Annotated in this window: 8 protein-coding genes; 5 read left to right on the top strand and 3 right to left on the bottom strand. The window is 61.8% G+C overall.

Annotation, left to right across the window (positions count from 1 at the left end; translation table 11 throughout):
* Positions 1-8: 8 nt before the first annotated feature.
* Complete coding sequence (locus CQ002_RS04815) at positions 9-776, bottom strand: siderophore-interacting protein (RefSeq protein ID WP_105161708.1); 768 nt, start codon at positions 774-776, stop codon at positions 9-11.
* Complete coding sequence (locus CQ002_RS04810) at positions 773-1,348, bottom strand: PadR family transcriptional regulator (RefSeq protein ID WP_034102364.1); 576 nt, start codon at positions 1,346-1,348, stop codon at positions 773-775. Before CQ002_RS04810 ends, CQ002_RS04815 begins: the two co-directional genes overlap by 4 nt.
* Before the next feature lie 461 nt (positions 1,349-1,809).
* On the opposite strand from CQ002_RS04810, the gene CQ002_RS04805 reads away from it, so the two are divergent.
* From CQ002_RS04805 to CQ002_RS04785, 5 genes are all read left to right on the top strand, one after another.
* On the top strand, positions 1,810-2,301 hold the full coding sequence (locus tag CQ002_RS04805; RefSeq protein WP_034102365.1) for a CS1 type fimbrial major subunit: 492 nt from the start codon (positions 1,810-1,812) through the stop codon (positions 2,299-2,301).
* A gap of 119 nt (positions 2,302-2,420) precedes the next feature.
* The gene (locus CQ002_RS04800) at positions 2,421-4,940 is read left to right on the top strand and encodes a TcfC E-set like domain-containing protein (RefSeq protein ID WP_105161709.1); all 2,520 of its coding nucleotides are present in this window, start codon (positions 2,421-2,423) and stop codon (positions 4,938-4,940) included.
* 91 nt (positions 4,941-5,031) lie between these two features.
* On the top strand, positions 5,032-6,219 hold the full coding sequence (locus tag CQ002_RS04795; RefSeq protein WP_234010395.1) for a hypothetical protein: 1,188 nt from the start codon (positions 5,032-5,034) through the stop codon (positions 6,217-6,219).
* A 68-nt stretch (positions 6,220-6,287) separates the two neighbouring features.
* Complete coding sequence (locus CQ002_RS04790; protein WP_105161711.1) at positions 6,288-7,046, top strand: pilus assembly protein; 759 nt, start codon at positions 6,288-6,290, stop codon at positions 7,044-7,046.
* Between the two features lie 5 nt (positions 7,047-7,051).
* A complete protein-coding gene (locus CQ002_RS04785; RefSeq protein ID WP_105163103.1) occupies positions 7,052-7,534 on the top strand; it encodes a CS1 type fimbrial major subunit in 483 nt (160 codons plus the stop codon).
* Between the two features lie 100 nt (positions 7,535-7,634).
* On the opposite strand, the gene CQ002_RS04780 is transcribed toward CQ002_RS04785, so the two are convergent.
* Positions 7,635-12,623: a dermonecrotic toxin domain-containing protein gene (locus CQ002_RS04780; RefSeq protein ID WP_105161712.1), complete on the bottom strand. Its 4,989-nt coding sequence runs from the start codon at positions 12,621-12,623 to the stop codon at positions 7,635-7,637.
* Positions 12,624-12,749: the final 126 nt, after the last annotated feature.

Below are 12,749 nucleotides of genomic sequence, written 5' to 3'. Positions count from 1 at the left end.
CGCCAGGCTTACTCTTCCTGGCTGCCCTCGGCCCGCCAGTAACCGGCGGCCTTGAGGTAGTCCTCATTGACCTTGTGCGTATCCAGCAGCACACGCCGCAGCTGGCGCGACAGCTTGCTTTCCGTCGCGACGAAGCTGTAGAGCGAGCCGCTCGGCAGCGTCAGGTTGTGCACGGTGTCGAGCAAGTTGTCCTTGCCGCGCACGACCCATTTCACCTGGACATCGGCGGCACTTTTCAGGGCTTGCTGCTCTGCTTCGTCGGCGATTTCAATCACCGCCAGCACCGTACGCCCTGCGGGCAATTCTTCCAGGCGGCGCGCAATGGCCGGGATCGCCGTTTCATCACCAATCAACAAGTAGCTGTCGAAGATATCCGGCACGATCATCGAGCCCCGTGGCCCGCCGATGTGCAGGTGCTGGCCGACCTGCACTTGCTCGGCCCAGGTGGACGCGGGGCCATCGCCGTGCAGCACGAAGTCGATGTCCAACTCACCGATACTCAGGTCGAAGCGCCGTGGTGTGTAGTCACGCATGGCCGGTTGCGGACCGTCGCCCTTGAGACTGAAGGTCGGGCTTTCCAGCGCGGCTTGTTCGGCGGCGTTCTGCGGGAACAGCAGCTTGATATGGTCGTCGCTGCCCAAGCTGATAAAACCCGCCAGTTCCGGCCCGCCCAACGTGATGCGGCGCATGCGTGGAGTGAGGTCGACGACTCGTAGCACCTCAAGGCGACGGCGTTTGATCTCGTGGGTGACGCGATGGATGACTTGCGGATTCATTGAGCTTTCCCCTGCACAGGTGGGACGGCCGGGCCGTCGACAATGGCTTGGGCGGTGCTGTTGAGCAGCGCCGCGACGCGAATGATTTCTTCCGGGCTCCAGCGCCCATGGTGCAATTGCAAGGCGTGGCGCAGGTTATGCACCGCCTCGTGGATTTCGGGCGGGCGATCATGGCCGCGCAACGAGCGTTTGCTGACGTCGATGCGCATGCGCACGCCTTCCAGTGCAATCGCCTGCTCACTTAAAGAAAGACGACCGGCGTCGGTGATTGTGTAGCGTTTTTTTCCGCCCTCGGCGTCGCCCGTGACCAGCTCGGTTTCTTCCAGGAAGGTCAGGGTCGGGTAGATCACGCCGGGGCTGGGGCTGTAGGCGCCGTCGAACATGCCTTCGATCTGCCGGATCAGGTCGTAGCCATGGCACGGCTGTTCGCCGATCAACGCCAACAGCAGCAACTTCAGGTCACCGGGGGCAAACACGCGCGGGCCACGGCCACCGCGTTCACGCCCAGGGCGTTTTTCAAACCCGTCACGGCCGTCGCCGTGCTCGCGGGGGTGGGGGTGATGCTCTCTCATTTTCGCGCTCTCCGTTTTGGATAAGATAGAACTTAAGATATATCTTGAGGCGGCGAAAGGTCCAGGCGACCAACGGCAGGTATCGTATGAGCGGGTCTAAGGCATATATTTAGAGTTAACGCTCAACTTCCGGTAAGCGTTTTAATGGACGTTAGTTGTTTCTGTCGTACAACTCTTACACTAATTTTTTCGGGAGTTCGTTTTGATTTTATGAATGTAGGTTGATTCTTACAGTTGATTTAAAAGTTTTGGCAAAATGCCATCTTTTTCGCTCGGGACTTATGCACTTAAGCCACGCTACTGTGCGAAATGGCGGGCATACCTGTGGGTTGATTTGCTTGATCATTGCTGCGCTTTTCATTCATTGAAGAGCATGTAATGCCCATCGCAGTTGTGCCGTGGATTGCACCCTGGCCCAACGCTAAAGCGATTCAAATCCATGCCAAAACAGGTGTCGACTAATGTTCAAGAAATTTGCAATTGCCGCCCCCCTGGCGGCCTTGGCGCTGTCCTCTACGGTGTTTGCAGCCGGTGAAGCCAACCATACCGTCAATATCAGGACGTTCATCTCTACCAAAGCGTTTCACGTACAACCGCGTGACCCGAACTGGGGCCGGGATGAGGTCATGGCTTACAACTTGGCCAATGGTGAGTTGATTCCATTGACCGCTATTTACGACATGCTCAACACCAACGGTTCGATTCACGCCCACATCGACGGTGGCCCGGCCGTACTGTTCAACGGCGACGCAGCTCAAAACATTCCGCTGACCGCCACGTTGAACGGCGTGGTGCTGACGGGTACGCCCCAGGAAGTTGTCAACGAGGCTGACTCAACCCCTGGGCTGGGGGCCGAACTGCGTATTGTCGCTGCCAAGCCGTCGGCAACTCAGCGCGGTCACTACACCACCGTCATTCCGTTGATATTCGACGCGGTGCTGCCAAGCCTCTGATGTTCCCCCTTGCCCTCCAGCGTCGCGCTGGAGGGCAGCGCATCAGCAGGACGGCCGGCGTTAACGCGCGCCGACGGCCTAATTTTCATTCTGTGATTTGGCATTCAGAGTATTAGTTCATGTTCCCGATGACTCACATCGCGGCGGCGCTCGCGCTGCTGGTTTGTACAGGCGTCCTGGCGGCGCCGAGTGCCGGTGCCGAGAACCCTGGCAGTCTGATATCCCAGGCCCAAGACTTGCCCCGCGGGTTCAGTGATCACTTCTTCGATGTCCCGCTGGCGGTGCGGGTCGATCTTGACCAGCAATTGCTCGGCGAGGCGCTGATCGTATTGTCCCGGGATGACCGGGTAACCCTGCTTGAATTTACCGACGTGGGTGACAGCAAGATACCCATGGCCACCCGCGACACCTGGCAGGCCATCCTTGAACAGGGCGTGGCCCTGGGCGCCTGCAGCCAGGCGTGCCCCGAGCAAATGGTGTCTACCCATTACAGCCTCGAGAGCTCGCAGCTTTCGATCATCACGCAAAACGTCGAGCGCGCCGACGACGCCCCGCGTTATTACGCGCAGCCTGTGGGCGGCAGCCGTGGCTTGATCATCAACAATCAATTGAACCTCAATGGCGGCCAGGACGAAGACCTGGGCGGGCGTTTCGGCTTGCAGGCCAGTGCCAGCCTGGGCAACTGGAGCCAGGTGTTCAACCTGCAACTGGCCCGCCAGAGTGGCGACGAGGAGCAACTGCGCCATGCGATCCACGAGTTGTACACCCAGCGTGAACTGGAAGGGCGTTTTCTGCGCCTGGGTCATTTCACACCCAACTCCGATGGCCTGACCCGGCAGTTGCGCAGTTTTGGCGCCAGCCCCGACACCGCGCTGGGCGTGATGTACGGCAGCTCCGACACCCTGGCGATCAACAACGCCAAGCCCAGTGTCTATCCGATCTACGTCACGGCCAACCGCCAGGCTGCCGTGGAGATTTACCGCAACGGCCTGCTGATCAACACCCAGTCGGTGGCGGCCGGCTTGCAAACGCTGGACACGCGCCCGCTGCCTGGCGGTATCTATGAAGTGGAGGTGCGCCTGGTGGAAGACGGTATGACCGTCAGCACCACCCAGGAACTGGTGTACAAGCCGAGCAACTGGCGCAACGCCGAGGACCGTTGGCGCTACAACGTGTTTGCCGGTCGGGAGACCAAATTATTCAGTAACTGGGACGAGCAGGCCTCCGGGACGGTAACCGCCGGCGCATCCGTCAATTACCTGCTGCACCCGCGGGTGATTCTCGGCCTGTCCGTGCGCGAAGTACGTGAGCAACTGCAATACGGCGGTTCGGTGGACTGGACCGTCGCCAACAACACCAGCCTCTACGCCAACCTCTACGAAACCCAGGAGCACGGGACCGGGATGGACCTGCAGGCGCTCTACACGTTGGGCGCCACCAACCTGGTGTTCAGTCACAACCGCAGTTGGCTGGACACCCGCGATACCTATGAAACGCTGCCTGACGGCACACGGTTGCGGCGCAATACCTTTGTTGGCGAAACCAGCAATTCGGCGTTGTCGGTCAACCACCGCTTCGACGCCCTCAACTCCTGGAACGTGCGCCTGTCCCACAGCGAAGGCAATGTCGAGGGCGCCGGCCTGGACCTGGGTTGGAACCGTCGCGGCACCTTGCTGGGCAACGACGCCAATTGGCGCTTCTCGGTGTTCGATCGGCCGGGTACCAACGGCACCGACGATGAACGCAACCGCGGCATCGATATCACCTTGAGCCTGGCCCTGGGCATCGACGGCCGCCAAGTGTCCGGCAGTGTCGGCACCCGCACCGCCCGTGATGGCGGCCGCGACAACAATGCTTCGGTCACCTATCGGCAGGACCTCACTGACCACGTGCTGCAAAGCGTCTCGGCCACCGCCCTCACCGATACCTACGGTGTTGGCTTGTCGGGCACGGCCAGCTTCACGACGGATAAGGTCAGCGGTGACGGCTTCCTGCAGCGCAGCTCGTTCAACAACCAATTCACTGGCGGCTTGAACCTCAACAGCACGTTTGTGGCGGGCGCCGACAAGGCGTTGCTGACCAGCCAGTACCACGGCACGGGCGCGGGAATGATCATCGATGTCGAGACCGATCTCGACGCCATTACCCTGCGTGCCGACGACTTCAGTGGTGGTGGCGCAGTGCTGCGCCCCGGTCGCAACTTTGTGCCACTGACGGCCTACAAGAGCAGCACCGTCAACTTCGACTTCGAGGGTAACCATCCGCCCGCGGCCAACATCCAGCCGACGCGTACCCGCTATCACCTGAACAAGGGTGGGGTGGACTACCGCAAGGTCACGGTGATGAAAACCGTGTCGGTGCTGGGGCGCCTGCTCGACGCCCAGGGTCGGCCGCTCAAGGGCCATCACGTGATCAACCACGCCAGCCGTGGGGTCAGCGAGGTAGACGGGTTCTTCTCGATGGAAATGAGCGCCAGTTCACCGACCCTGGAAGTGCGCTACCAGAACCAGTTGCTCTGCCAGTTCCGCCTCGACCCGGCCAGCGCGCCGAAGGAGAGCGATGTGCTGATGATCGGCGACCTGCGCTGCACGCCCGACTCGCTCGCCGACACCCACTTCAACGCAGGAACTGCTGGCTGACGGCTGCCCGCACCTTTGAACCGGAGAATGTATGAAGTCAGTTGCCGTAACCAGAATTGCCTTGGGATCGTGTCGCGCCTGGGTCCTGCTCATGGGCCTGTTCAGTACGCCGGCGCAGGCATTTGTCGAGGATATTACCGCCGTGTTCCGCCCCGATCCGGGCAACCCGATGGTCAACAAGTTCGAGAACACCACGCCGCAAAGCGGGATTTGCCCCGGGCATATTCCCGCGAGATGCAAGGCGATGAATATTTTCACTATTCGCAGGAGCTTTCCGTTGGCGTCGTCCAACCAGCCGATTGCAGCCAACGCCGATGACCCTCGTAAAGGTGCCTATTTCAAGGTGCCTTCGACATGGCGCGATTTTCAAGTCACCCATCGTTCGACTGGAGAAACCGAGACGGTTCAAATGCGCATTGCCGGCGTGGGAGCCCGTTGGAACGTCGCTTACCCACCGGGTGTCAGCGCATGGAAAACGCCAAGTACGGCCTGGTCGACGCCCTGGCGCAATGGCCCGGCACCTTGCCAAGGGGTGAATTACTTGGCGGCTGGGGCGAGTTTTGCGCTGTTCTTCTGGATAGTTCCCGAAAATGCCGGGGCCTGCAGTGTAATCGCCGGGGACGACATTCCCTGGATGACTTACAGCACGTTTGAGTATGCCTATGAGCTCAGGACTCCGAACCCACTCACCATGTCTGCCGGTGAATACACCGGCAGCCTTACCTACACCATGGCGCCCGGTGGTGATTTCGATTTCGGCGACGTGATGCAACCTAGCGATCCTGTCGCCACCTTCAATTTCCAGCTGTCGGTGGAACACGCCCTCAAAATCGACATCCCGCCCGGCGGCAACCGCGTCGAGTTGATCCCCCAGGGTGGCTGGCAGGCCTGGCTCAACCACGGGCGCGCACCGGCACGCTTGTACCGTGACCAGACCTTCCGCATCGCCGCCAGCTCGCGTTTCAAGATGCAACTCGAATGCTCGATCGTCATGGGCAACACCTGCGGCCTGCGCAATGCCGAGGGTGATGAAGTGCCGCTGCAGGTCGCCGTGACCTTGCCCAACGGTCTGGTCGACCAGTACGGGCAAGCGGTGAACACATTGCCGCTGCGCCTGGATGGCGTCGGCAGCGAGTTGTTCCAACCGTCGCGTTACGTGAACGACCGGCCGGGCAGCCTGCACTTCGAGGTGCAGCGAGGCGACATGGGCGAAATGCTCAAGCGACCGGGAAGCACCTATTCGGGCGTGGTGACCGTGGTCTGGGATTCGCAGGTCTAGACGGCCATCCGCAGTATCGGCCTGCGGCATTGCGCGGGCCGTGTTCAATCATTGAGGCGTAGTCAAACATGAAATATGCAGTGTTATCGATCGGGATGTTCCTTTATGCGCTGGGGGCCCAGGCGGCGCCGGCGATCAACGTCGGGGTGGTGTATGACTACCTGGAGCACGACCGCAGTTCCTTTCTCAAGCGCGTGTCCAACACCGGCACAAGCACGGCTTTTATCCGGGTCGATGTGCTGGAGATCGTCTACGACGCCGACGGCACGCACCGCGAGGTGCCGGTACCATCGATGGCCGACAACGAGGGCAAGACCACCCACCGCGATGGCCTGATGGCCAGCCCGGCACGGTTGATCGTGCCGGCCAACGGGCGACAGGGCACACGGCTGTTGTACATGGGGGCGCGAGACAGGGAGCGCTATTTCCGGGTGCGCTTCATCCCCGTGGTGCCGGGAAAGGACGACAACTTTGCCGTCACCGACGAAGAGCGCGCCGAATACACCGACAACCTGGCGGCGGGGGTCAACGTCATGGCGGGCTACGGCACGGTGTTTTTCGTGCGGCCGAAGAACACACGTTTCGACACGCAAATCAAGGAGACGGCCAACCAGTACCAACTGCGTAACAACGGCAACAGCGTGGTGGTGCTGGATGAGTTTCGCGACTGCTCGACGGCGGTAAAAAACGACTGCTTGCCGACCACCAAGCACCACATCCTGCCGGGGCGCCTGTTGGTGCTCGAGAAAAAGGCCGGGCGCAGCTATGGCTTTCAAATGATTGAAGGGCAGACGAAAAAGCCGATCACAGTCGACAGCAACGGGTGATGAGCATGTTCAAGCTACTGACAAGGCTGCTGGTGTTGACGGCGCTGGTGTTCACGGCCGGTTATGCCAGGGCGATCGAGGAGCGTCATGCGTTCGATGTTTCGGTGACGATTCCGGTTCACGAGGCCTATGTGCTGCCTTCGGAGCCCGATTGGATGGGGCAGGAGCAAGAGCTTGCGTGGAACCTGGTGACCTCCCAGTTGAGTCGCCTGCGCAAGAATTTTGATGTGAAAAACCTCTCTGGCGGGGTCGCAGCACGCTTGGGCGCCGAGCCCTACCTGTTCAATGGACGATACCGGATCGACTTGCGGGTGTTGTTCAATCAGGTGCCCCTGACACTGGACAGCACCGAGGTGGTCAACGCTGCCGAGGCCCAAATTGGCCGGCGCGCGGAACTGGAAATCGCGGCCATCGAGCCCGATGAAGGCTACAAGCCTGGGGAATATTACGGCACGGTCCATATCGTGTTTGACTTCCTCGCGCCTTGAGTCGGGGCCGAGGTCATCCCGTTGAACGTGACCATAGGTTGGCCGGGCAATAAACCAGGCAGTGGCGAGGGGGGCGTTCTCTCGCCACTGGCAACCGTATTTATTGCGCCCGATTGCTGCGCCCGGTTGCCTTATCAAGCGCCCTGCGTGTCAGGCGGCGCATCCATTCCTGTTGGCTGTAGCCCAAGTCGTTGAGCAAGCGATTGTACAGCTCGTCGCTCATGGGCTCGTCGGAGAACACCACGCTTTCGGGCACCTGCACCGCGTCGGCCAGGGCCATGAGTGGTGCCCTCAAGCGTTCGCGTGCCGGCGCATCGGCCCGCGCCCATTGCACCTGTAGTGCGTGCAGATCGTCCAGGGCCAGGAAGCGTTCGCCATAGGCACGCTCGTTGTCGCGATATTCACTGTCATAAGCGTCGCGCAGGTGCTGCTCCCACCAGGGTTCGAGCAGCATCTGGTTGACCAACCCGTCTCCCATGCCCAACTCCAGCACCGTGGCATGGGCTTGCTCAATCTGTGTGGGGCCCACATCCGCGTTGATCCGATAAAGCATGTGATCACTCAGCCAGGGCAGGTCCAGTCGGGTGGCGAGGGCGGTTTGATAGGCCAGGTGAATATCAACTTCATCGACCTCGCCGGGCTCGCCATCGCGCACATCCGAGCGCAGCCGCAACCCCTCGCCGCCGTCCTGCACCGGTCGCAGACGCCGGGCGACTTCCTGGCCGACGACCTTGGCCAGTTGCTTGAGGCGCGCGCTGCCTTTGGCCAGGGTGACCAGGTGGCCTTCGTGTTCGGCAGGGTTGGTGGCGTTATGCTGGATCTCGCTGACCATGACCTCAACCCCCATCTCATTGAAAATCTGTGCGCCGGCATCCGGGCACAGGCCGGGAAAGCTGGCCATCTTGAACAGGCGCTCACGCAACTCGGTATCCTCGTGCGCTGCCCACAGCAGGCGCCAGACCTGCTGCGTCAACAGCGGGCGGTTGACGCTGAAGCGTTGGCGGTCGGCATCGGTTTCAAAAACATTCTCGATCACCAAAGCGTCGATGACTTCGAAGAAGCCCTGGGAACCCTGCTCCTGCTCCACCGCTTGCCATAAATATTCGGCGCTCTGGCGGTCTTCGCCTTCAAGTCCTTGCATCCAGAAATCGTTGTGGCCAACGGGCTCGTACGTGCGGTTGGGATCGAGGCCCGCAGCCACGCGCAAATCTTCATAACGTGCGCGTTGCTCGTCGATCAGGGTGCGCCGGTCCAGGCGTGTGCGGGCCACAACCCTGGCCCGCGTGGAGCCCGTCTCAACATTGGGAATACGGCTGATCCGGGTACCGCGCAGGTCGAGTACAAACGCGTCGTCGCGTGGGTGCGCGAACAGTCCTTCGGGCCAGGTCTCGAGCGGTGTGCCGCTGAGGGACAGCAAGCGCAGGCCCGGCATCCAGGTGATGTCCGGCGCCCGCGTCAGCGGGTTGTTGCTCAGGTCGAGGCTGTTGAGTGCGCGCAGTTTTTTCAGCCGTGCCACCTCGTCGGCCGCCAGCTCCAGGCGGTTGCCGGCCAGTTTCAGCATTCTGAGAAAACGCATTTGTTCCAGCCCTTTGGGAACCTGCGTGAGGCGGTTGTCGGCCAGGTTGAGCGCGCGCAACGAGGGGAAGTGTTTGAGGAAATCACTGTGGGCGTCGCCGAAGTTGCACACGCTGGCATCCAGGGAGGTCACGTGTTCGAAACTGGCGCTCAAGGTGGGCAGCCTGGGCGGCATGGGGATGCTCCGCAGGTTTAGGGAAGCACCTTGCTGGATGTGTCCCCAGCCGTCGGTGTGCTCGGCGAAGCGGTCACTCCAGCAGCGTTCGAGCATCCGCGCCACTTGCCTTCTGGAGGCACGCACTTGCTGTTCATGGGCCGCGTCCCGGAGGCTGAGGATGACCGCGTTCTGCCATTCCAGCAGGTCGGTATGCAGTTGCTGTTTTTCCAGTACCAGAACGTTCAGCGTTTTACGCAATTGGGTGTCGGGGATTTCCTCTAGGAAGCGGTTCAAGCGCGCTTCGCTCAAGCGCGGAAACAACAGTTGCAAGGTTTGCCGTGCGTGCTCGGCCTGGGTTCGGGAGGGTGAGGTGGCGCTGCGGCTGAGCACAGGGCCACCCAGCAGGCGGCTGGTTTCGCGGCTCTGGATGACCGGTACCGGCGGTTCGGCAAGGACTTTGCGCCGCTCGGCCAGGGACGCCACGCGCTGCTTGAGCCACTGCCGGAGCGCGGCGCCTTCGCCCGCCTGAACACCCAGGGCGTCACGCCGGTCGGCAGGCAGGGCCTGCACAATCGCCCGGTACAGGTCGGTGGGCGGCGACGGCGGTGTGGTTGCCGGGCCGTGCACTTGATAACCCTGAGTGTTGCGCACCAGTACGCGTGTGGTACTGGCGTTCGCTGGTCCAGCTTCGCACAGCACGTTGCCGGTGGCGGACTGTTCGCGGATTTCGATCCGCACGTGGGCAAAGGTGTCGCTGTGGAGTTTCAAGGTATTGAGCGCCAGCCTTTCCGTGTCCAACGGCAGCGGTGAGGGTTGGTCGAAGCCTTCGAAGGCCTGCACCGAACGAGCGGCGAAGTCCAGTTCGCGGGCCTGGTTGCGCAGGCGCAGGGGCAGTCGGTGTTGATTGAGCGCCTGGCGCTCCTGTTCCGTGGCGCTGTCGAGCAAGGTACTCGCGGTGCGGGTATCCAGGTGCGCAAAGGGTTGGCGCAGGGTCGACAGGCCGGGGGCGTCATGCTGTTCCCAGGTCTGGTACACCTTGCTGGCGATGTCGGGTGCCCCCAAGAGCACACGGTCGGCCAGTTGGTTACGCAGGGCTTGTACACGTTGGTTGGCGGGGACATCGCCGCCGAGCAAGCTGCGTATCGCTGCTTCGTCGAGAAACCCCAGCACGTGATCTGGAAATGTTCCCGACAGCGCTTGAGCCAGGCTCAGGCTCAACGTGTCGGCGGGTGCGGCCTCGGGGTTGCCGAACCGATGGGACGACCCTGACATATCCGTCTGGAGGAACACTTCAAGTGCCTTGTCCTCGGGCCAGCCGGGCAGTTCCGTGACGGTTTGCGGGAACCAGTCGGAGGGTGGCTCCAGGGCCAGCGCCTGACCCGCGCGAATCTTGCGGCTTGCCGCTTCGGGGTAGGTTTGGGCTTCCAGGCGTCTGAGGCTGGTGGCCAACAGTGGCGGCATGGGTTCGTTGTAGCGATACATGTTGCGTAGCACACCTTCATCGGTGCCGCTGGCGATCCGCACGTGCTCCAATTGCTGGTCGGTGAAGCCCTGCACGCGAGGACCAAGACGGCGCATCAGGGTCTGGCTGTCCCAGCTTTGCGGTACTTCGCCCTCGTGAACGAATGCACCGTCGCCATTGAAAAAGACCTGGGGGTGATAAGCGTCGGCGCGGGACGGATGCACGATGCGGTGTTGGTCCAAATCGGGCTCGTGGCGTACTTCGAAATACCGGTCGTCCAGCGGTACCAGGGGCTTGCCCTGGTCGACGCGTTCCTGAGCGTAAGGGGCGAGGTCCGGGTTCCACAGCTTGAGCGGGCCGTCGCCCCGTTGTACCGGGTGCAAGCCTTCGACAAACGACGACAGTTTGAGACGCGCCACTTCGCCGATTTTCACGGCGCCGGCGAACAGGGCGACCTGGATCAGGTTTTCCGCGACCCCCAGCACGTGCTCGCCGGCTTCTTCGGCGTGCCCCTGGGCCCAGTCGACGATGCCTTCGAAGACGTCGTCGCACAGTTGATAAACGCTGTAGGCCAGCATCAGTTGCCCCACCACGGGCACAAAGGGCGTGACCACCAGCAAGGCCGCATTCAGCACATCCGAGAGCATCTGCTCCAGGTTGTCCCACCAGGCCCAACGGGCCAGTTGGTCGACATAGGCCGTGGACACCGCCAGCTCGCGGGCGTCATTCACCAGTTTGTTCAGCTTGGTCCTGTACAGGTAGTGCCAGGCATTGTCCTGCGCCGGTTCGGCGGCGCGGTTGGGGTGATCCTGGGTAATGTCCAGCAGGCTGATCGGGAGTTGGGCACGGGACCTTACCTGGGCGAAAAAGCTGCCGCGTTGAGCGTGTGCCACGAACTGGCTGAAGAACGCCTGATAGTCGGTGCCGCTGTGCAACTGGCGCGTCAGTTGCGCGACAAACGCCAACGGCGAGGGGTATTGCTTGAGGGGGTGCTCGGGGTCTTGGGGCACCCAGGCAATAAGACGGCCACTGGCGGCACGTTGCTCCGGCGGTGTGGCGAACAGCAGGATCTCGGCCAGTTGGCAGCCTGCAAGGCTCAGGGTGTAGCAGCGCAGTGTGCGGCCATCCAATGTGAGGCCCAGCGGACCGTTGATAAAATCGAGCACCGCCTGACAGGCGTCACTTGGCAGGTGCCCGTGGTGCAGGCCAAGGTGGGCGCTGCTGCGCAAGTCCGCCTTGAGCTGGCTGACCACTTCGTGGCGCACAGTGCCGGCCAACGCAGGCTGGTCGAAGCCCAGGGCGCTTCTTAGTCGCGCCTGGTAGAGGCGGCCGATGTCCAACGACCGACACAAGGTCTTGAAACCTTCGGCGGTCAGTTTTTGCCCATTGAAGCGATGACGGATCGACAGGATGTCGCGCTGGCCGCGGGCGTCCTCCGGGCCCATGAAGGCATGGTCGACGAAGCTGTCGCCAGCGGCGAAGTTGTGCAGGGCCAAGTCCAGCAGCGACAGGGTCTTGCTGTGCACGCCGCGCTTGACGTTCATCATCCACCAGGCCCCGGACGCGTTCACATAGATCCGCAGCCAGGTGTTGCGCACATCGACCTCGCCGTAGTGCGTGAACAGCGCACGCTTGAGCAGCGGCTCGGCAAAGGCGCGTAAATCGTTGAGGGGGCCGAGGCGGCGGTCAAGCGGCCCCTGGGCTTGCCAGTGGTCGGCGACGGCGCGCTTGAGTTCGGGCGAGGCGTTGGCGGGCGGTGCCGGAGCTTGCAGGCCGTTGAGCTTGAGGGCGCGAATGCGTGCCAGCGTGGTGCCCTTGACCCAGGCGGGTAGTGCGTTCTGGATCAGTTCGAAATGACGGCCCTGGAACGCCAGGGCGGATGACTCGGTAGGCATGGTTCTAACCTGAATAGGGGAGTGGGGACTCCTTGAGTCTATTCAGCCGAGGGGGCGAAAATAAGTTTGAAAAATAGCGGGTTGCACGCCTGCTGGCGTGCCTGACAACCCACAATTCGAAAGTCG

The sequence above is a fragment of the Pseudomonas sp. MYb13 genome (genome assembly GCF_002980075.1).
Classification (GTDB): domain Bacteria; phylum Pseudomonadota; class Gammaproteobacteria; order Pseudomonadales; family Pseudomonadaceae; genus Aquipseudomonas; species Aquipseudomonas lurida.
This window is presented reverse-complemented; position numbering and strand designations above follow the sequence as displayed.

Bases quoted from the DNA above. Each gene is read 5' to 3' on its own strand.
- CQ002_RS04805 (WP_034102365.1), top strand. From the start codon at position 1,810: ATGTTCAAGAAATTTGCAATTGCCGCCCCCCTGGCGGCCTTGGCGCTG.
- CQ002_RS04780 (WP_105161712.1), bottom strand. From the start codon at position 12,623: ATGCCTACCGAGTCATCCGCCCTGGCGTTCCAGGGCCGTCATTTCGAA.
- CQ002_RS04800 (WP_105161709.1), top strand. From the start codon at position 2,421: ATGTTCCCGATGACTCACATCGCGGCGGCGCTCGCGCTGCTGGTTTGT.
- CQ002_RS04810 (WP_034102364.1), bottom strand. From the start codon at position 1,348: ATGAGAGAGCATCACCCCCACCCCCGCGAGCACGGCGACGGCCGTGAC.
- CQ002_RS04790 (WP_105161711.1), top strand. From the start codon at position 6,288: ATGAAATATGCAGTGTTATCGATCGGGATGTTCCTTTATGCGCTGGGG.
- CQ002_RS04785 (WP_105163103.1), top strand. From the start codon at position 7,052: ATGTTCAAGCTACTGACAAGGCTGCTGGTGTTGACGGCGCTGGTGTTC.
- CQ002_RS04815 (WP_105161708.1), bottom strand. From the start codon at position 776: ATGAATCCGCAAGTCATCCATCGCGTCACCCACGAGATCAAACGCCGT.
- CQ002_RS04795 (WP_234010395.1), top strand. From the start codon at position 5,032: ATGGGCCTGTTCAGTACGCCGGCGCAGGCATTTGTCGAGGATATTACC.